The 20,398-nt window shown below is 41.6% G+C and carries 14 protein-coding genes; 8 read left to right on the forward strand and 6 right to left on the reverse strand.

From position 1 onward, the window contains the following. Positions 1–98 precede the first annotated feature (98 nt). Positions 99–815, reverse strand: coding sequence for a choice-of-anchor E domain-containing protein (locus ACN222_RS06220; protein WP_010995425.1), 717 nt, complete (start codon positions 813–815; stop codon positions 99–101). 475 nt (positions 816–1,290) lie between these two features. On the opposite strand from ACN222_RS06220, the gene polA reads away from it, so the two are divergent. Together polA and ACN222_RS06230 are read left to right on the forward strand one after the other, a co-directional pair. After that, complete coding sequence (polA, locus tag ACN222_RS06225) at positions 1,291–4,224, forward strand: DNA polymerase I (RefSeq protein ID WP_010995426.1); 2,934 nt, start codon at positions 1,291–1,293, stop codon at positions 4,222–4,224. 214 nt (positions 4,225–4,438) lie between these two features. After that, positions 4,439–5,410, forward strand: a complete 972-nt coding sequence (locus tag ACN222_RS06230) for a hypothetical protein (protein ID WP_010995427.1) — start codon at positions 4,439–4,441, stop codon at positions 5,408–5,410. A gap of 128 nt (positions 5,411–5,538) precedes the next feature. Here the strand turns inward: ACN222_RS06230 and ACN222_RS06235 are convergent, their stop codons facing one another. Continuing rightward, positions 5,539–7,032, reverse strand: a complete 1,494-nt coding sequence (locus ACN222_RS06235; protein WP_126987364.1) for a family 10 glycosylhydrolase — start codon at positions 7,030–7,032, stop codon at positions 5,539–5,541. Between the two features lie 314 nt (positions 7,033–7,346). Beyond that, positions 7,347–7,748, reverse strand: a complete 402-nt coding sequence (gene psb27, locus ACN222_RS06240) for a photosystem II protein Psb27 (protein WP_010995430.1) — start codon at positions 7,746–7,748, stop codon at positions 7,347–7,349. A gap of 287 nt (positions 7,749–8,035) precedes the next feature. Between psb27 and ACN222_RS06245 the strand changes: the two genes are divergently transcribed. From ACN222_RS06245 to ftsH3, 3 genes are all read left to right on the forward strand, one after another. Beyond that, complete coding sequence (locus ACN222_RS06245) at positions 8,036–8,821, forward strand: hypothetical protein (RefSeq protein ID WP_010995431.1); 786 nt, start codon at positions 8,036–8,038, stop codon at positions 8,819–8,821. 94 nt (positions 8,822–8,915) lie between these two features. Continuing rightward, positions 8,916–9,707 carry an aminotransferase class IV gene (locus tag ACN222_RS06250; protein WP_010995432.1) on the forward strand — a complete coding sequence of 264 codons (792 nt, stop codon included), beginning with the start codon at positions 8,916–8,918 and terminating at the stop codon, positions 9,705–9,707. Positions 9,708–9,794: 87 nt separating this feature from the next. Then, positions 9,795–11,636: an ATP-dependent zinc metalloprotease FtsH3 gene (gene ftsH3 / locus ACN222_RS06255; protein WP_010995433.1), complete on the forward strand. Its 1,842-nt coding sequence runs from the start codon at positions 9,795–9,797 to the stop codon at positions 11,634–11,636. A gap of 110 nt (positions 11,637–11,746) precedes the next feature. Here the strand turns inward: ftsH3 and ACN222_RS06260 are convergent, their stop codons facing one another. Next, positions 11,747–11,965 carry a hypothetical protein gene (locus ACN222_RS06260; RefSeq protein ID WP_010995434.1) on the reverse strand — a complete coding sequence of 73 codons (219 nt, stop codon included), beginning with the start codon at positions 11,963–11,965 and terminating at the stop codon, positions 11,747–11,749. A 570-nt stretch (positions 11,966–12,535) separates the two neighbouring features. Here ACN222_RS06260 and uvsE point away from each other — a divergent pair. Together uvsE and ACN222_RS06270 are read left to right on the forward strand one after the other, a co-directional pair. Then, entirely contained in the window at positions 12,536–13,483 is a 948-nt protein-coding gene (gene uvsE, locus ACN222_RS06265) for a UV DNA damage repair endonuclease UvsE (RefSeq protein WP_044520855.1), read from the forward strand. A 59-nt stretch (positions 13,484–13,542) separates the two neighbouring features. After that, positions 13,543–15,141 carry an Hsp70 family protein gene (locus tag ACN222_RS06270; RefSeq protein WP_010995436.1) on the forward strand — a complete coding sequence of 533 codons (1,599 nt, stop codon included), beginning with the start codon at positions 13,543–13,545 and terminating at the stop codon, positions 15,139–15,141. A 128-nt stretch (positions 15,142–15,269) separates the two neighbouring features. Here the strand turns inward: ACN222_RS06270 and ACN222_RS06275 are convergent, their stop codons facing one another. Next, entirely contained in the window at positions 15,270–15,671 is a 402-nt protein-coding gene (locus ACN222_RS06275) for an endonuclease domain-containing protein (RefSeq protein ID WP_010995437.1), read from the reverse strand. A gap of 251 nt (positions 15,672–15,922) precedes the next feature. On the opposite strand from ACN222_RS06275, the gene ACN222_RS06280 reads away from it, so the two are divergent. Beyond that, the gene (locus ACN222_RS06280; protein WP_096637253.1) at positions 15,923–17,722 is read left to right on the forward strand and encodes a GmrSD restriction endonuclease domain-containing protein; all 1,800 of its coding nucleotides are present in this window, start codon (positions 15,923–15,925) and stop codon (positions 17,720–17,722) included. 45 nt (positions 17,723–17,767) lie between these two features. Here ACN222_RS06280 and acnB read toward each other — a convergent pair whose 3' ends face one another. Then, complete coding sequence (acnB, locus tag ACN222_RS06285; protein WP_010995439.1) at positions 17,768–20,398, reverse strand: bifunctional aconitate hydratase 2/2-methylisocitrate dehydratase; 2,631 nt, start codon at positions 20,396–20,398, stop codon at positions 17,768–17,770.

Raw genomic sequence — 20,398 nt, forward strand, 5'->3', positions numbered from 1 at the left:
TAGCCAAACTGGGTTTTTCCAATTATCAAAATTATGAGGTAGTGGTAATTTCTTGCACAAGTTATGTTGCTAACTAACTTTAACCTGCGCCGAAATATCTATGAACCTGATGTTTTAAGCCAGTTTTGTTTGCGTTGCGACCATAAACCAAGACCAGCAATTAAACCAAGTCCTAGTACAGCAGAGGACTCAGGTACTGTTTGTGCTTCTTCGTAGTCGTAGGTGACTGTGATACTAGCTTTGGCTAAAGTGTCTATACCACTGGTGATGTTACCAGAGCCGCGAACAATTGAATTAGCAACAGCTGAGAATAGAAAGTCGATATTACCAGTACCAGTAAAGTTTTGCAAAAACTGGGTATCAGTAAAGACTGAGGTTGTAGATTTTGTCGCAGCTAGAGTATTGATTCTCCTACCTGAAGCCCCATCAAAATCCGTTACACCGTCATAGGGTGCAACTTGGTAAGTATAAACATTTTCTGGATTAAGCAACAACGGAGTTTGTGGTTCAAGATCCGGTTGTGATAAAGAGAGGTTAGCATTTAGCGTTACTTCTATTGTAGAAGCGCGGCTGTTTCTATTTTCAAACTCTGCATTTCCACTTAACTCACCAACAAAATTGAGGGTTACTTTTTGCAGAGTACCAAGAGAAGAGTTAAACTTTTGTACCCCAATAATGGAATCTACGATATCTGTAGTCTGAAAATTTGTAGAAGTGGTGTAGCTGAGTGAGGCTGCACTAGCAGATCCAGCAGTAGCAATAATTCCAGCGAGGGTTGTAGCAGCGCCTAGAGTTTTAAAGAGCGTTGTTGTCATGGGTAAATAATTTAGCTAAAAAAGAATCGCAAAATGGCTAACTTATTTTTAACGCTGGAATCTTGTTTATCGGGTTGATAAATATACTTAAGTTTTTGTAAAGCTTTATCACCCTGTCAAATTATTAGAATACATCCGGGTGATTCTTTACCAGTAAACATTTAGCCTCTATTTTATTAGTAATATTCGCTAGTAAATTCTCGTAATATTAATATTTTTAAGTGTGTTAGTATTTACTTTTTAAGCACAGGTATTGATACAAGTAGGCTTTTCTGTGTGTTAAATATGTTGCGTTGAAAAGCTTTGATAAATATTAATCCAAGCTTACATGAGTGTCACAGATTCTTCGTAGGGCTTGTAAATAGTCTGTAAATATTTTCAGTCCTGAGTGCTGAATTAGGTATATGATTCAGCACTCAGCACCATCCATTTTTTGTACTGCTTTTTGCGTAAAGCTTTTGGCTAAAATAAGGCTATGTCTGAAAACTCTCCTACTGTAACTACAACTACTACACGCCCCACGTTCATCCTTGTAGATGGACACTCCCTGGCCTTCCGTTCATACTTTGCCTTTGCTAAAGGACGGGATGGTGGGTTGCGTACTAAGACAGGTATTCCTACCAGTGTCTGCTTTGGCTTTCTAAAGTCTTTACTGGAAGTCATGGCTACACAACAACCGCAAGCAATGGCGATCGCTTTTGATTTGGGTCTACCAACTTTCCGCCACGAAGCCGACGATACCTATAAAGCCGATCGCCCCGGAACACCAGAGGATTTTGTCCCCGACTTAAAAAATCTCCACGAATTACTAGAAGGCTTTAACCTACCGATTTATACAGCCCCTGGTTATGAGGCTGATGATGTGCTGGGAACCTTAGCGCAAAAAGCCACCGCCGAGGGATATAAGGTGAAGATTTTGACAGGCGATCGCGATTTATTTCAACTAGTAGATCCCGAAAAAGAAATCACTGTCTTAAACTTCAGTCCCGATGCGCTCAAACGTTCTACCAACAGCATTACGGAAGTTAGCACCGAACAAGTTAAAGAAAGATTGGGTGTCTTACCTACTCAGGTTGTTGATTTTAAAGCCCTCTGTGGCGATAAATCAGATAATATTCCCGGTGTGAGAGGTATCGGGGAGAAAACCGCAGTCCAGCTACTGAGTACCTATGGTTCCCTTGATGGGGTTTACAAAGCATTAAATGAAATTAAAGGCGCGACTCAGAAAAAACTAGCAGAAGGAAAAGAAGACGCGGCTAAGTCGCAATTTTTGGCAAAGATAGTTGTAGATGTACCGTTAGAAGTTAATTTAGAAGATTGTAAGTTAGTAGGATTTGATGAAAGCCTGCTTATTCCTATTTTAGAAAAACTAGAATTTACTCGTTTCTTATCCCAAATCAACGACCTACAGCTACGTTTTGGTGGCACAGTTGTAGAAACACCAAAAACAGAAACATCGGCGATAGAAACTACTAACTTTGAAGATGATGATATTGCTTTTTACACTGCTGAAGAAACACAAGCAATCCAACAAAATCAACCAGCTTCACCAATTCAACCACGGATTATTAATACTGAAGCCAAACTCATAGAGTTGGTGCAGATATTACAACAATTCACCAACCCGGAAACTCCCGTTGCTTGGGACACAGAAACTAGTGCCTTAGAACCACGGGATGCGGCTTTGGTGGGGATTGGCTGCTGCTGGGGAACTGAAACTGATGCTAGTGCTTATATTCCCCTGGCTCACACAAAAGGGGAAAATTTAAATCAGGATATTGTCCTTGCGGCGCTGCGTCCGATTTTAGAAAGTGCTGATTATCCGAAGACTTTTCAAAATGCCAAATTTGACCGTTTAGTTTTTCTAGTTCAAGGAATTAATTTAACTGGCGTTGTATTTGATCCCATGTTGGCTAGTTATGTTTTGAATCCAGATACTAGCCATAATTTAACTGACCTTACTCAGCGTTATTTGGGGTTGACAATTCAAAATTATGTAGATTTAGTTCCTAAAGGTAAAACTATCGCGGATATAAATATCTCTGCTGTAGCTAATTATTGTTGTTTACAAGTTTATGCCACATTCCAGCTTGTAGCTAAATTGCGGGAAGAACTGGCAAAAACTCCAAATTTGGATAAATTGCTCAGGGAAGTAGAACAGCCGCTAGAATCGGTTTTAGCAACAGTAGAATATACTGGTGTCCGGATTAATTCTGCTTATCTGCATGAACTATCCCAACAATTAGAAATAGATTTAGCTAAATTACAGGAACAAGCAACAGAACTCGCCGGAGAAAAATTTAATTTAGGTTCTCCCAAACAATTGAGTTATATATTGTTTGAAAAATTAGGATTAAGTACTAAATATTCGCGGAAGATTCAGACTGGTTACTCTACAGATGCAGCAACTTTAGAGAAACTCCAAGAAGTTGATGACACGGGCTTTGTTAATGCCATTATTGAGTATCGTACTTTATCTAAATTAAAGTCTACTTATGTGGATGCCTTGCCAGCATTAGTACGTCCGGATACTCAACGAGTACATACAGATTTTAATCAAACAGCAACATCAACTGGTAGGCTATCTTCATCTAATCCTAATTTACAAAATATCCCCATTCGCACAGCTTTTAGTCGGCAAATTCGTAAGGCATTTTTACCAGAATCAGGTTGGTTGATGGCGGCGGCTGATTACTCACAAATTGAGTTAAGAATTTTGGCTCATTTGAGTCAAGAACCATTATTAGTGCAGGCATATCAGCAGAATGAAGATATTCATACAGTCACGGCTAAATTGGTTTTTGAAAAAGAGGATGTCAACTCAGATGAGCGCAGAATCGCCAAAACGATTAATTTTGGTGTGATTTATGGCATGGGTTCTTTAAAATTTTCTCGTTCAACGGGAATAGATAAAAATGTGGCGAATGAATTTATTAAAAGATTTAACGAACGCTACGCCAAAATATTTGCTTATTTAGAAGGGGTGAAAAAACAAGCGATATCTCTTGGTTATGTTGAGACTATACTTGGTCGGCGGCGGTATTTTGACTTTACTAACAACAGTTTGCGTAAGTTAAAAGGTAGTAAACCTGAAGATATTGATTTAAGCAAATTAAAAAATCTCGGCCCTTATGATGCTGGGTTATTGCGATCAGCTGCTAATGCTCCTATTCAAGGTTCTAGCGCTGATATTATCAAAATTGCAATGGTGCAGATTCATGAAGTTCTCAAGAAATATCAGGCGCGGTTACTGTTACAAGTCCACGATGAATTAGTCTTTGAAGTTCCTCCCCAAGAATGGGCAGAATTACAACCACAAATTAAATCAGTAATGGAAAATGCCGTTAAGTTAAGTGTGCCTTTAGTGGTCGATGTACGTGCAGGGGAAAACTGGATGGAAACGAAGTAATAGGTAATTGGTAATTGGTTTTAGGGAATTGTAGATTAAAAGATAACCACAACTTAGGGTGCGTCAGTATGAATAATTTCTAAGTATAGTTAGGTTCTATCGCACTGACGCACCCTACCAAACCTATATTTATTATCATTTTCAGGTGGGGTTTAAATCCCTGTCTGAAAATATCTTTAATTTTGAATTTTGAATTTTGAATTTTGAATTACTTATGACCATTTATAGCCCAGATACGATTAATTTTAATGGTGTGAGTGGCGATCGCTATTGGTTCGATGAACCTTTTCCTTATACTGGAGTAGCCGATATTGATGAGCGCTTAAGTGGCTTCCCTGTCGCTGTATTTCTTCCTCATCATCGACCAAGACAAGAAACACCGCTAGTTATTGGTTTGCAAGGGATGTGTGCGCCCTATGGTTGGAATGCTTTTATTGTCCCTATACTGATAGAAATGGGCATTGCTGTAGCTTTATTTGATCCACCATTGTCAGGGGAACGTAGTTTAGTACGCACCTCCACAACCTTAGTACAGAACGAAATTAAGCCATTGATAGACAGAGGTATTCCCTTTGATACTGCACTATTTTTATCTATCTTTCGCACCACCGCCCGTGATATTGGCAAAATCAGAGAATTTTGTGGCGATCGCTACGGACTCACTGACTCACGACTGGCATTATTTGGGGTGAGTATGGGTGTATTGCTGTCTGCATACGCTTTCACCGCTAATAGTTTAGGGGATAGATTACTCGGAACCATTGGTCATGCTGACCTCCCATCCTTTGCTAAAAGTTGGGGTCGTCCATTTTTACCTGACCTAGCAGCCTCTCCCTTGGGTGGTTTAGCAGAATCATTATTGCAACGATTACAGCCAGATTTAGCCCCTTTATTCAACCTTTTACGATTAACCAAAAATCTCAAATACCAAGACGAATATGCTTGGGATTGCAACCCCATGAACTATATTCAACAAGTCGAGTCACACCGTCGAGTCCGTTTTCTAATTGGTGCTAATGATTCCATTGTCAAAATAAAAGATGCTCGTGCTTGCGCGCAAAAATTCCCCGATGGTGATTGTTATATCGTCCCTGGTATGGGACATGGAACTAGACAATCAGGAGTTTCGTTTGTTGATCATGTACGCTATTTCTTAGCTACCCAATTAGGTGATTGGCGGGGGTGAAAGCAAAGAGCAGGGGGAGCAGGGGGAGCGAACCTCTACTGCAACACTGAGTTGAGAAATATCGATTTTCAACAATGGATGTGAACTCATTAGTACAGGTTTGGAGTTTTGCTCTCATCTATTTTAGACTAACGGCAAGATTTGCGATCGCTATCATGTTCTGGATACTGCCAAGAATAAGCAAAATGGCTCACACCCTTGAGTTTAGATGCAAATGGTCGTAGTGCCTGCATCTGTACTTCTAGGGGAGGACGATTACTGACCGATTCTCCCCAGTTCCCCGCTAACGCCGGAATAATCTTTGTCCCTGGTTGAGCCATGCTTAAGACTCGCTGTACTTGCTCCACAATACAATTGACATTGCCGCAGGTAGCGTAAGACATGGGATGCCATTGTAAGGAATTAGGGAACCTATCCCAAGGTTGCAAGCGTGAATCATAACCTTGTCCTACGGTTTGATTACCCTCAGGAAAGAAGACCACACCAGTAGGAATATTTATTTGTTTGGCTGGGTGGGTAGCTAAAGAGACAAAATCTATAATACCCTGCATGGAATGAGCGATCGCCAATAGCCACAAATCCATTTGTAAAATTGGTTGTCTGGCTGTGGGTGTCAGTAATGACTTTTGCTGTGGCGCTATAATACGACCTTGCCACATAGGTTCACCCTCTTGAGGATAAAGTCGATCAACATCGTTGATATCTGCTGGGGTGACATAACCTTGGCTCAAAAAGCGGCGGATTAACTCCAACCCCTTCTGATTCTGCGCGCGACGAAATAAAGCGGCTTGGGTAGCCTCTGTATACAACCACAAATCTGCAACTTTAGTAGCGATAGAATTACTACCTGCTTGTCGTGGGTAACGCACATAGTCAAATAACAAACCATCTGGACGACGGCGGACTATTTCTTGCACCATGCGATAGTAGTCGCGTTTTGCTTGTTCGTTGTAGGGGTCAATGAAGACTTGAGACCCATTATCGACAACGTATAGACTAGTTTGGCCTTTACCATTGCGAGCGATCGCACCTTCCCTATCTCGCCGCAGTGCATAATTATAACCAAAATTATTCGTATATAGCCAACCGTAGACTTTTAAACCCCGTTGTCGGCCTTTTTGAATTGCTGTAGCTAGTAAATCAACTTTTTCTGCGCCTTTTGTGCGAATTACAGACGGCCAAACTGTCGGGTTAGCAGAGGCGGGTAACAATACTCGCCCATCGTAGAATACTTCTAGATAAACTTCGTTATAGCCGCGATTAACCATCCGATCCATAATTTGATCTATAGCCCCTGGTTTCATATCGCAAGGATATAAACGTAACCATAGAGCTTGGACGTTCGGCCATGTGCGACTACGACATTTTTGTAATTCCTGAGCTTGTTGTTTGATTAGTCCCTGATAGCGTTTTCTGGCATCTTGATTGCCTTTGAGCGCTGATAAACGCAGCTTTTCTTTTGTTTGTGCTGCTGTTGGTGATATCTGGCAAAACTCTGTAACCTGTGCCTGGACTGGTTCTATTCCCAAATAGGGAAGTAAAAGGCTACTACTGAAAGTTGTTATTACTAGCTGTCGGCAAAGTAATCTTAGTTTCACATGACTCAAGGGACGGTTAGACATATTGGACATCAAAAGGACAAATCAAACTTCATCCCAATTTAGGTAACTGGGATGAATATGTATCAAATTTTATGCGCCAGAAAAAAGTTTTGCCGCTTGAATACTAAAACCTATGTTTATGTAATCAAATGTTGTATTCTGTAAAATTATTAAAACTACCTATGCAACAACATCCTACCAACGGGATATTTGTTGGCTTAGTCAGCAATAAATATTGTAAATATCTGATAAATTTGGAATTTCCAATTCTCAATTGTTCTAGTCAAGAGCCGCTAGTTTTGACTCTTGACTGTGCAAACTAAGATAGTGGATAGTTAAGCACCCCGTTTTAGTGCTGATTCTACCTGTTTGAACTCTTGCTCTAAACGACTTTTGAGCTTTTGGGGTACAGGTCGATTCGGATAAGAACTGTAGTGTCCAGCTAGAGAGTTGAGAGCTGTTCGCATAGTTGTAAATGAGTTCAGACCAGAAACAGAGTTAACCCTTTGATAGCGAGCAGAAAAATCATTGATTTTTTGCCGAGCCTCTGCTTGGAGTGCTGTTTTGTCTGGTGAATCTTCTGTTATCTCTAGAGCTTGTCTCAACGTGTTGACGACAGCCAAAGTATCTTGGCGATAATCACCTGTTAAACTATCTGGACTACCACAGCCTACTAAACCAATAGCTACAACTAGGACAAGGGCAAGCAGACGTGACCAATAGCGCTTCATAAGCATTATGTAAAAAAATACGTAAATCAACGTCCATCCTATCTTGGATTGGTATCGTGGGATCAAGCTCGTGATGAGTGCCGTTAGCGTAGGGAAGCATTAGCACCTGCTAAATTACGCGTACAGCAAGCTAAAAATAATACTAATTTTCCCTAATTTTTGTAACATCCGGATGAGTATATAGGCTTACGACCGTCCCTAAAAAAATCTTGCTTGTATTCTTTTATCAACCTGATATAAAGTTAAATATTTTTACGGGCAGACTACTTATAGAAAAGAAAACTAGAAATATCATGATACTGTCTCGTCAATCTATTCTTGCTCCTTGTGTAGTCTGCTTATGTGCTTTAACCATTAGCTGGATACAATCTCCCAGACTACAAAAGTTATTGAAGAATCAACAAGACATTTCTCTAGCAACGCTGGAAACAGATATTCAAGCAGAAAACCTGAGACTCAATTTACTCAAAAAAACACCCAGTTTTGGCTACGATAACTTAATGGCTAATTGGGTATATTTAAATTTTTTACAATACTTTGGTGATGAAGAAATCAGAGCTAAAACAGGTTACAGTCTCAGTCCAGAATATTTTGAAATAATTATAGAACGTGATCCAAGATTTTTAGACGTTTATATTAGTCTTTCCACTAGTATTTCTCTTTATGCTGCTATGCCGGAACGATCCATTGCACTCATGGAAAAAGGCTTAAAGTCCCTAAAACCTCAGCTTCCTGAAAAGTCGTATCACGTATGGCGCTTCAAAGGAATTGATGAGTTACTTTTTCTAGGAAACGCTCAAGCCGCTCAAGAGTCTTTTGCCACCGCCGCAAGCTGGGCTAGTAACTATACAGATGAAGAAAGCAAAAATACAGCCCTGACATCTTTAAGGACAGCTAATTTTTTGAAACAAAATCCTAACAGTAAATATGCACAAATTTCTACTTGGGCAATGATATTAAATAATCAAGTAGATGATATAACACGCAAAAGAGCGATTAGTGAAATCGAAAAATTGGGAGGAAAGTTTATTATTAGTCCTGAAGGAGTTGGTAGGATTATGTTTCCACCACAAGATTAGTTATTGGTAATTGCTCAATAGTTTTATTCTTCTTTGCACCCCAGTCCCCAATCCCCAGTCCCCAGTCCCCAGTCCCCAATCCCCAACCCCCAAGATGTTCTGGTACAACGGTAAACTAATTAATTCCCAAACCTTGGAGTTAGATATCTATGATCCTGGGTTACTTTATGGGACAACTATTTTTACAACACTGCGAGTTTATGGCCATTCTCTCGATCATACTTTAACTAATTGGCAAGCACACTGCGATCGCCTCCACGCCTCTATCCAATCTTTTGCTTGGGAACAACCAGACTGGAATCGTATCCGCCAAGGTGCAGAAATACTTTTAACAAACTTCCCCGTTCTCAGAATCACCATCTTTCCTGATGGTAGGGAATGGATAATTGGCAGGTATTTACCCCAGAATTTATTAGGAATCCAAAAACATGGCGTATCTTGCACCATTGCTGAACCAGAAATATATCGTAGTTTGCCTTCTCATAAAACTGGTAACTATCTGAGTGCATGGATGGCTAAAACCCATGCGGCAAAGCTAGATTCACAGGAAGCAATTTTAGTGAATACCGTCGGAAATTGGCTAGAAACCACCACAGGCAACCTTTGGGGATGGCAGAATGGGACTTGGTGGACACCACCTTTAACAGAGGGAATTTTACCGGGGATTGGACGACAGCAGCTAATTCACTGGCTACAAACTCATCAACAAACGGTGCAGGAGGAACCTTGGACATCAGAGCTAGTCAACGGTTTTGAAGCGATCGCCTACACTAATAGTGTGGTGGAAGTTATTCCCATACATACCGTTTACCAACCCACAGAATCGTTACAATATGATCCCTACCATCCACGTTTGCAGGAACTCAGAAAACTATTCTTAGCATGACAGATGTATCATTTTGGTATAGGTTAAGATAAGTTAACATAATTCTAATAATGCCCTACGCACAAAAATACGGGAGGATAAACCTCGGTGAATAAAAGATGGAGAAATGCGGGGCTGTACGCGCTGCTATTTATTGTTGTAATTGCGCTTGGCACAGCTTTTTTTGAAAAACAACCCCAAAGTCGGGAATCATGGCGCTATAGCCAGTTTATTCAAGAAGTTGAAAAAGGCAGAGTAGAAAGAGTTAGTTTGAGTGCAGACCGTTCTACGGCACTGGTTACACCCAAATATGACCCTAGTAAAAAACTTGTTACTTTAGTCAACGATCCAGAATTAATTAATACTCTGACTGCAAGAGGCGTTGATATTACTGTTTTGCCACAAACCGATGAAGGATTTTGGTTCAAGGCTTTAAGCAGCTTATTTTTCCCTGTATTGCTTTTGGTGGGCTTATTCTTCTTACTCCGTCGCGCTCAAAGTGGCCCTGGTAGCCAAGCCATGAACTTTGGCAAATCCAAAGCCAGAGTGCAAATGGAGCCACAAACCCAAGTTACCTTTGGTGATGTTGCGGGGATTGACCAAGCAAAATTAGAACTAAACGAAGTCGTAGACTTTCTTAAAAATGCCGATCGCTTTACTGCTGTCGGTGCGAAAATTCCTAAAGGTGTATTGTTAGTAGGGCCTCCAGGTACAGGTAAAACCCTCCTAGCCCGTGCAGTAGCCGGGGAAGCTGGCGTACCTTTCTTCTCCATCTCTGGTTCTGAGTTTGTGGAAATGTTCGTTGGTGTGGGTGCGTCCCGCGTCCGCGATTTATTTGAACAAGCTAAGTCTAATGCTCCTTGTATCGTCTTCATCGATGAAATCGACGCTGTTGGTCGTCAACGGGGTGCTGGTTTAGGTGGTGGTAACGATGAACGAGAACAAACTCTCAACCAGTTACTCACCGAAATGGATGGTTTTGAAGGTAATACCGGCATCATTATTATTGCTGCTACTAACCGTCCCGATGTACTTGATGCCGCCTTGTTGCGTCCCGGTCGTTTTGACCGTCAAGTCGTCGTTGACCGTCCCGACTACGCTGGACGTAGCGAAATTCTCAAAGTCCACGCCCGTGGTAAAACCTTGGCTAAGGATGTGGACTTGGATAAAATCGCTCGTCGTACCCCCGGATTTACAGGTGCAGATTTATCCAACCTGCTGAACGAAGCTGCTATCTTAGCCGCACGGCGCAACCTGACCGAAATTTCGATGGACGAAATCAACGACGCAATTGACCGCGTGTTGGCTGGGCCAGAGAAGAAAGACCGGGTAATGAGCGAAAAACGCAAAGTTTTGGTAGCTTATCACGAAGCTGGTCACGCTTTAGTTGGTGCATTGATGCCCGACTATGACCCAGTACAAAAAATCAGCATTATTCCTCGCGGACGTGCCGGTGGTTTGACTTGGTTCACCCCCAGCGAAGACCGCATGGATACAGGCTTGTACAGCCGTGCTTATCTGGAAAATCAGATGGCCGTAGCTTTGGGTGGTCGCATCGCTGAAGAAATCATCTTTGGTGAAGAAGAAGTAACCACAGGTGCTTCCAATGACTTACAGCAAGTAGCCCGTGTAGCGCGTCAGATGATTACCCGATTTGGCATGAGCGATAAACTCGGCCCTGTCGCCCTTGGTCGTCAGCAAGGCAATATGTTCCTCGGTCGTGACATCATGTCAGAGCGCGATTTCTCGGAAGAAACAGCAGCTGCTATTGATGAAGAAGTTCACAAATTAGTAGAAACAGCTTACACCCGTGCTAAAGAAGTGTTGGTAAATAACCGCCACATCCTCGACCAAATCGCGCAAATGCTGGTTGATAAAGAAACCGTAGATGCCGATGAGTTGCAAGAAATTTTGGCAAATAACGACGTGAAAACCGCCGCGTTTGCCTAATGTCTTCTGTTAATTAAAAGCCAAAAAAAGGTAACTCTGAAAACTCAGAGTTACCTTTTTTATAAACGGATTTTTCATACAAGTTCTACCTGTGAACCACTCCAAGCTGATTAAACTTTAGAAGTTGGCTTCAAAAATAGCCAGGCGACGAAGAATGTAGCAGCCGTGAAAAGTTGCGTTAAATCCAATGCAGATAGATAACCATCAGCAAAGGAAGCAATACTGCGGTCAGTAATGCCAAATACCCAAGAGGAAAGGCCAAACAGCCAGATTCCATTCTTGAGGTTACCTACAAATTCTTTAGAGTCCGATTGTTGTTGGTCTTTCATATTCCCCTATTGTTTTGTTAGTACAGTTTGTGACTGTTGACAAAAATGCTGCTGTGTGTACGTTATTTTAGGTGATACACTTATATTAATAAATATTTCACAAACTTGACAGCACTACCAAAAGGTACATCTAATTATCTTGACATTCACCCTTTAGTTCTGTTGTTATGAATCGCCTGTCAGACTGAGGTTTCACAACTTATGAATTTTCTTGGTTTATCAAAAAAATATATTTGACTATAGGACTCTTACTTGATTTTTGAAATACACGTAGGGGAGCCACTGCGTTGGAAGGGTTTCCCGGCTTGGAGCAAGTGGCGTTGGGCATTGCCCACCCTACAGATACTGAGAATTTTATGCGTCAGCGCAGGCTACGCCAACAGAAATCAAATCGGATTCCTATAGTTAAAAACTGATTTGTATATAAACGTTTTCTATCCACAGCTAGATGTTTTTACTGTGCGAGTACAAAATTTATATCTCATAGCTTCTCCAAGCTGAGGCTTTAGATACTATCCACCCATTGAGAAAAATAAGTGTAATAAAACAGTGGTAACAATAGATAATTCAATGACTGCAACCCAGTTAAACGACCTGCCTCAAACGGCACAGTTACGAAAAAACGCTCAACCAGAGTTAGGACTGGTTTGCATTACATTTGATAAAAAAGTGCGCTTTCGGACAATGACGCGCACACGGTATTTAAAACTTTCTCTCGCTCAACGTGAAAGCAGCTTAAGAGAAATATATCTGCATAACTTGCAGTGCTTACATGATGCCCTCACATTTTGCCAGGAAAACAATCTTCGCCTGTATCGCATTTCCTCAGCTTTATTTCCCCTCAGCGATATGGAAGACCAAATTGGGAGCAATATATTAGAAGAAATTAGCACTGATTTGGGGAAAATTGGTGAGCGATCGCAAGCTCTCAATATCAGAATGGTACTACACCCAGATCAATATGTAGTCCTCAGTTCCGACTCTCCCGAAATCGTCCAAACTAGTATCAAAATCTTAGAACGGCACGCCCGTACTTTCGACTTACTAGGCTTACCTCGTTCTCCTTGGTCATTGATGAACATTCACGGCGGTAAATCTCAACGTAGTGAACAACTAATCAAAGTCATCTCCAACCTGCCAGAAAACATCAAAAGCCGTTTGACATTAGAAAACGACGAATACGCTTACAGCACCGAAGAAATATTCAACGTGTGCCAAAAAGCGCAAATACCAATGGTCTTCGATGCCCATCACCAAATTTGCCACGAAAACCTAGATAGCTACGATCATCCCAGCGTCGCCGCCATGTTTTACGCCGCCAGAGAAACCTGGACAAACCCAGAATGGCAACTAGTCCATATTTCCAACGGCGAACAAGCATTCAACGATCGCAAACACAGCAATCTCATCACCAATATGCCCAACATCTATAGACAAGCGCCGTGGATAGAAGTCGAAGCCAAACACAAAGAAGTAGCGATCGCCCACTTGCGCTCATGGTGGCTTATGGGACAATAGTTCTTTGATATAAAAGCACTTTGTGATTTTGCGTTTTTGCGCGAACATAATAAAAGAATATGGCGATCGCGATTGACTTTGGTACAAGTAACACCGTAATTGCTCGTTGGAACCCCGTCACCCAACAACCAGAAACCATCACCTTACCAGGCTTATCCATCCAGCAAAGCCTCAATCCCCCACTAATTCCCAGCTTGGTTTACGTAGAAGATGCCAACCAAAGTAAAATCTTAGTAGGGCAACAAGTACGCGATCGCGGTCTTGACCTCAAAGGTGATACCCGATTCTTTCGCAGCTTCAAACGAGGAATTGGGGCAGATATCCAAGGCTTCTTACCAGAACTAGACGGGCAAATTGTCACCTTTGAACAAGTCGGACAATGGTTCCTCACCGAAGTTATTCAACAACTAGCACCCCTAGAAGGCGGTTTAGATTCCCTAGTATTAACAGTACCTGTAGATAGCTTTGAAGCTTATCGTTATTGGTTAGGTCAAGTCTGCCAAGCCCTACCTGTGGAACAAGTGCGGATGTTAGATGAACCCACAGCCGCCGCCTTGGGTTATGGTTTAGCAGACCAAGAAATTCTCTTAGTAGTTGATTTTGGTGGCGGGACATTAGATTTATCCCTCGTCCAGTTAAATAAAAGCGCCCAAACAAATACAAAACCTGTAGGATTCTTACTCAAATGGGGTAATAAATCCCTAGCAGAAGAATCTAAACAAAAAACCAAAACTGCCCGTGTATTGGCGAAAGCCGGGCAGAATTTAGGCGGTACAGATATTGATAATTGGTTAGTAGATTACTTTGCCAAAACTCAAGGGCTAGGGATAAGCCCTTTAACAACGCGACTAGCAGAAAGGATAAAAATTCAACTATCAGCCCAAAACCAAGCCAGTGAAGTTTATTTTGATGATGAAAACTTTGAAAGTTACGAATTGGAATTAAATCGGGATACTTTAGAAAGCATCCTCAAAGAACATGGGTTTTTTGAGCAGTTAGATGATGCAATGGCTAATTTATTACAACAAGCACGCCGCCAAGGAATCGAACTAGCAGATATTAATGCAGTGTTATTAGTTGGTGGTACAGTACAACTACCCGCAGTGCAGACATGGGTAAAGCAATATTTTCAGCCAGAGAAAATCCGTTGTGAAAAACCATTTGAGGCGATCGCTCAAGGTGCATTGCAACTATCTCAAGGTGTAGAAATCAAAGACTTTCTCTACCACAGTTATGGTGTGCGCTATTGGGATCGTCGCAATCAACGCCACAGTTGGCATTCAATTATTAAGGCTGGGCAAGGCTACCCCATGAATCAGCCAGTAGAATTGGTTTTAGGCGCTTCTTTGGAGAATCAATCAAGTATTGAATTAATCTTGGGTGAACTAGGTACAGAGACGGGGGGAACAGAAGTATATTTTGATGGCGATCGCTTAATTACCCGCCGCCTAGATACCGGTGTCACCAGCGTTAAACCCCTCAACGATAAAGAAGGCGCAAGAACTATAGCCCAACTCACACCACCAGGATTTCCGGGGAGCGATCGTATTAAAATCTTGTTTCAAGTTGATGAACAGCGCTTTTTACGCATCACCGTTGAAGATTTATTGACTAATGATACTTTGCTAGAAAATCAACTGGTGGCACAGTTGAGTTAAATTAGTTTGGGGTGGAATGGATTTAAGTTTACGGGTTTTATCTATAATTGAGTGCGATCGCCTAAATCTTCAACATGAAAAAGACAGCAGTTTTTCCCCCTTCCCTCGTAGGGAAGGGGGTTAGGGGGTTAGGTCTCTTCACAACAAACCTCAGAAATGAGCATCAAAACCTGATCAATTTCCTGTACAACTTCCTCATTTTTAACTCTTAACAAACGCAGCCCTCTAGCTAACAAAACCCTGTCCCGTTCTGCGTCATATTCAGCTTGTAATTCATGAATTTTTCCATCCACCTCTATCACTAATCTAGCGGCGTGACAGTAAAAATCTGCAATAAAACCATCAATAATTTGCTGACGACGAAAGTGTAAACCATTGAGACGATTACCGCGAAGATGTTGCCAAAGAATTTTTTCTGCTGGTGTCATTTGGCGACGAAATTCTTTTGCACGGTGCATTTTATCTGGGTTGATTTTTTGTCCGATAACTATATTGTTAGTTTGGTCTATTTTTGGTGTTGGATTATTCATGTATGAATTATGGAGGCTGGTGTTGATTCATACATTATGGCTGACCTCTCCCCCAACCCCTCTCCGACGCGGAGAGGGGAGCTAGATTTCTCCCCCTTCCCGTGTAGGTAAGGGGGCTGGGGGGTTAGGTTTATGTGGAATATGGGAAGGTGCGACCATAACCCAATCTTAAGAAAATATTCAAGTATCAAATACAACTTATGAATATCGTATAATTTTTCAGTGTAAATATAATTTTAAAAACACTAAGTATGAGCATTACACCTCGTGGAATGAGTGTTACAGAAGCTTATCGTCTCTATCGTTCAGGCAGTTTATTGGTGAATAGGAAGTATCAAAGAAAGCTTGTTTGGACAGTTTTGGAAAAAGAAAAATTAATTGGAAGTATTTTAAAAGGATATCCTATCCCGTTGATTCTACTAGCAGAACGCCCTCAGATACACGGTAGTGGCAAATATGAAATTATTGATGGAATGCAACGTCTTAATGCAATTTTTAGTTATATTGAAAATTCATTTAGTTTTGATATCCAATATTTCGATATAGATGAGTTTTCTTATGCTAAACAATTAGCTAATGATGGCATTATTGAAATTATAAGTAACAATAAAGATAACGAAAAACAACAACTAAAGTTGCTGTCTGGTAAAGAATGTGCTGATATTTTAGATTATCAACTTGCAGTAACAGTATATACTGCGATGGCAGAAGAAGATATCACAGAAGTATTTGGGCGTATTAATTCTAGTGGTAAACATTTAAGTAGCCAAGAAAAAAGACAAGCTGGTGTAACTACTGCATTCGCAGAATTAGTAAGAACAATATCTATGGAGCTACGTGGAGACGTTTCAGATAAAGTACTACGTCTTACTGATATGCCAGAAATAAGTATTGATTCACAAAAAAATAATCAAGGTTATAAGATTAAGGCTGAAGATACAATATGGTGTAAACAAGGGGCTTTAACTGCAAAGTTACTACGTGAAAGTGAAGATGAACAAATGATAGCTGATATTTTAGCCTCTATTTTACTAAATGAACCTTTACCAGTTAGCACCGAACGTTTAGATAGTTTATATGATTTGAGCAGCAAATATTCTCAGGTTTTAGATAGCGCCTTAGCAACATATGGATTTAAAAAATTGACTCAGGATATAATCACAACATTTGCTGTGATGCGAGAAAGTATAGAAGCGTATAGTTCAGAAGCAAAAGCTTTATTACGTGTTGTCAATCCAAATAGTAATAATCCAATACGAACAGCATTTTACACTATTTTTATGGCTTTTTTCGACTTAGTGATTCGGAAAGGACTTTCTCCTGTTGATCCGGAAGGGATAATGAATGGTCTTCGAGGACTTCAGAAAAAATTGGATTTGAGTAGTCATTACACAACAACAGATGATCGTAAAAGTAACATTAAGCAAACCATAGGTCTTATTCAAGATTGTTTTGCCAAAAAAGAACCATCGGCTTTAGGACATGGTGTTGAACTTGTTCTTGATCTTGAAAACTCATTGCGTCGTTCTCGTATAGAAACTTCAAGATATGAATGTAAGCAAGGATTACTCGATTTATCAGCGAAGAGAAACTTAAATAAAGCTTTACTAGAAAGAATTGTTGAAACTATTTGTGGTATTGCAAACTTAGGCTCAGAGACCGATGGATATATTCATATTGGTATTACAGATTGTGAAAAAGATGCTCATAGAATAGAGGAATTAGACAACATAAAATCGATAGAAATTAATGGAAGATATGTTGTAGGAATTGATAGAGAAGCAAGGCTACAAAATCAGACTGTAGAACAATATGTTAGAGTATTGACTAATGTAATTCACAATTCTTCACTAACTGATCCCTTGAAAACACAAGTATTAACCAAGTTTGATACAATATCATATAAAGGTTTTTCTGTGATTAGAATTACCATTCCAGTTCAAACTGATGTTTCATTTCTTGGGGAAAAAGTTTTTTCTAGAAAAGATTCCTCTACAGTAGAAGTACATGGGCGTGAGTTACTAGCTATTTCTAAGCTTTTTCAAAAATGAAAATTTGATTTTGATAAGGTGGGCATTACACCCACCCTAATCAAGCTATATTAACAAAGCTTGCTCCTCCTGAGAAATCACCCGCCCTTCATCCTCAAAACCGGCAATTTGATCAAAGTTCAAATACCGATATAAATTATCAGCAAAAGGATGAATCTTACTTGCCACAATATCAAGGTATTCCTGTACTGTGGGAATGCGTCCTAACAACGCGCAAACGGCGGCTAATTCAGCAGAACCTAAATACACTCGCGCACCTTTACCCATGCGATTATTAAAGTTGCGGGTGGAGGTGGAAAATACTGTGGTTCCGTCAGCAACTCGCGCCTGATTTCCCATACACAAACTGCAACCAGGCATTTCAGTTCTTGCACCAGCCGCACCAAAAATGCTGTATACACCTTCCTCTTTTAATTGGTGTTCATCCATGCGGGTTGGTGGTGCTATCCACAGGCGAGTTTTGACTTCTCCTGCACCTTCCAAAACTTTGGCTGTGGCGCGATAATGACCGATGTTTGTCATACAAGAACCAAGGAATACTTCTTGTACTGGGTCATTAGCAACTTCCGATAATAACTTAACATTATCGGGATCGTTGGGAGCAGCGACAATTGGTTCTTTGATGTCGTTTAAATCAATTTCAATTATGGCTGCATACTCCGCATCTGCATCGCCTTCTAATAACACGGGGTTAGCTAACCATTCTTCCATTTTGGCGATACGGCGCAGGAGGGTGCGGGAGTCTTGATAACCCCGTGCAATCATGTTCTTCAGTAAGGCTACATTGGAACGCAGATATTCGGCGACTGTCTCGACACTCAATTTAATGGTGGAACCAGCACAGGAACGTTCGGCGGTAGCATCGGTAAGTTCAAAGGCTTGTTCGACTTTTAAATCTGGTAAGCCTTCAATTTCCATGATGCGTCCAGAGAAGATGTTTTTCTTGTTCTCCTTCTCTGCTGTTAGCAAACCTTGTTGAATGGCGACATAGGGAATGGCGTTGACAATATCTCGTAGGGTGATTCCTGGTTGTAATTCGCCTTTGAATCGTACCAAAACTGATTCTGGCATATCTAATGGCATGACACCCAAAGCGCCAGCAAAGGCGACTAAACCGGAACCGGCGGGAAAGGAAATACCCAAGGGGAAGCGAGTATGAGAGTCGCCACCTGTACCTACGGTGTCGGGTAATAGCATCCGGTTGAGCCAAGAGTGGATGATACCATCACCGGGACGCAAGGCGACACCAGCGCGGGAGGAGAAGAAATCTGGTAGTTCGTGGTGGGTTTTGATGTCAACTGGTTTGGGATAGGCGGCTGTATGACAGAAGGTTTGCAGGACAAAATCAGCACTGAAACCTAAACAAGCGAGTTCTTTGAGTTCGTCGCGGGTCATGGGGCCGGTGGTATCCTGAGAACCAACGGTAGTCATGATGGGTTCGCAAGATGTACCGGGACGGACACCGGGTAAACCGCAGGCTTTACCTACCATTTTCTGGGCTAGGGTGTAGCCTTTACCTGTGTCTGCTGGTGGCTGGGGACGGATAAATAAGGTACTGGGTTCTAACCCTAGTGCAAGGCGGGTTTTATCGGTGAGGGTGCGGCCGATTAGTAGGGGGATGCGTCCACCGGCGCGGACTTCATCGAGGATGGTGTCTGGTTTGAGGCTGAAAGTAGAAATAACTTCGCCGTCTTCGTTGGTGATTTCGCCTTTGTAGGGATAGATGGTAATCACCATGCCGGTTTCTAACTTGGTGACATCGCACTGGATAGGCAAAGCACCCGCATCTTCAGCTGTGTTGAAAAAGATGGGAGCGATCGCACTACCTAAAATATACCCCCCAGCGCGTTTGTTAGGAATATAGGGGATATCTTCTCCTGTGTGCCATAAAACTGAGTTAATCGCCGATTTGCGGGAGGAACCAGTACCGACTACATCGCCGACGTAAGCAACGGGATGTCCTTTTTTCTTTAACTGGGCAATGGTTTCCAAGCTTCCTGGTTGCCTTGACTCTAGCATTGCTAAAGCGTGTAAGGGAATATCCGGGCGGGTGGTGGCGTGGGTAGCTGGGGATAAGTCGTCGGTGTTGGTTTCCCCAGGTACTTTGAAGACAGTGACGTTGATATATTCTGGTAATTGGGGGCGAGATGTAAACCACTCGGCTGCGGCCCAAGAATCAACTACTCGTTTAGCATAGGGGTTGGTTTTAGCTAATTCCAAAATATCGTGAAAAGCATCATACACCAACAAGGTTTTGCTGAGGGCGGCGGCGGCGTAGGCGGCTATGGGTTCTTTGCCTTCTCCACCCATTACCAAAGGTGTTTCGGAAGAATCTGATGTGGATGTGGTAGCAAATTGCAGCAACTCAATTAAGGATTGGACATTGTAGCCGCCTACCATCGTCCCTAGCAACTGCACTGCTTCTATTGGGGAAATGACAGGGCTTTTAACTTCCTTTTTAGCAACGGCGGTGAGAAATCCGGCTTTGACGTAAGCTGCCGGATCAACACCAGGGGAAACGCGATCGCGCAATAAATGTAATAATGTATCGTCTTCACCCTTTGGTGGATTCTTCAGTAATTCGCATAATTCTGATGTTTGTTGTGCATCCAACGGTAAGGGGGGAATCCCTAGTGCTGCTCTTTCGGCAACGTGTTGATGATATTTTTCTAACAT

The sequence above is a fragment of the Anabaena sp. FACHB-595 genome (genome assembly GCF_048568275.1).
Classification (GTDB): domain Bacteria; phylum Cyanobacteriota; class Cyanobacteriia; order Cyanobacteriales; family Nostocaceae; genus Trichormus.

Excerpts from the sequence above, each read along its gene's own strand:
- ACN222_RS06250 (WP_010995432.1), top strand. The coding sequence starts at position 8,916 with ATGTTCTGGTACAACGGTAAACTAATTAATTCCCAAACCTTGGAGTTA.
- ACN222_RS06260 (WP_010995434.1), bottom strand. The coding sequence starts at position 11,965 with ATGAAAGACCAACAACAATCGGACTCTAAAGAATTTGTAGGTAACCTC.
- ACN222_RS06220 (WP_010995425.1), bottom strand. The coding sequence starts at position 815 with ATGACAACAACGCTCTTTAAAACTCTAGGCGCTGCTACAACCCTCGCT.
- ACN222_RS06275 (WP_010995437.1), bottom strand. The coding sequence starts at position 15,671 with ATGAATAATCCAACACCAAAAATAGACCAAACTAACAATATAGTTATC.
- psb27 (WP_010995430.1), bottom strand. The coding sequence starts at position 7,748 with ATGCTTATGAAGCGCTATTGGTCACGTCTGCTTGCCCTTGTCCTAGTT.
- ACN222_RS06245 (WP_010995431.1), top strand. The coding sequence starts at position 8,036 with ATGATACTGTCTCGTCAATCTATTCTTGCTCCTTGTGTAGTCTGCTTA.
- acnB (WP_010995439.1), bottom strand. The coding sequence starts at position 20,398 with ATGTTAGAAAAATATCATCAACACGTTGCCGAAAGAGCAGCACTAGGG.
- polA (WP_010995426.1), top strand. The coding sequence starts at position 1,291 with ATGTCTGAAAACTCTCCTACTGTAACTACAACTACTACACGCCCCACG.
- ACN222_RS06280 (WP_096637253.1), top strand. The coding sequence starts at position 15,923 with ATGAGCATTACACCTCGTGGAATGAGTGTTACAGAAGCTTATCGTCTC.
- ACN222_RS06235 (WP_126987364.1), bottom strand. The coding sequence starts at position 7,032 with ATGTCTAACCGTCCCTTGAGTCATGTGAAACTAAGATTACTTTGCCGA.
- uvsE (WP_044520855.1), top strand. The coding sequence starts at position 12,536 with ATGACTGCAACCCAGTTAAACGACCTGCCTCAAACGGCACAGTTACGA.
- ACN222_RS06230 (WP_010995427.1), top strand. The coding sequence starts at position 4,439 with ATGACCATTTATAGCCCAGATACGATTAATTTTAATGGTGTGAGTGGC.
- ACN222_RS06270 (WP_010995436.1), top strand. The coding sequence starts at position 13,543 with ATGGCGATCGCGATTGACTTTGGTACAAGTAACACCGTAATTGCTCGT.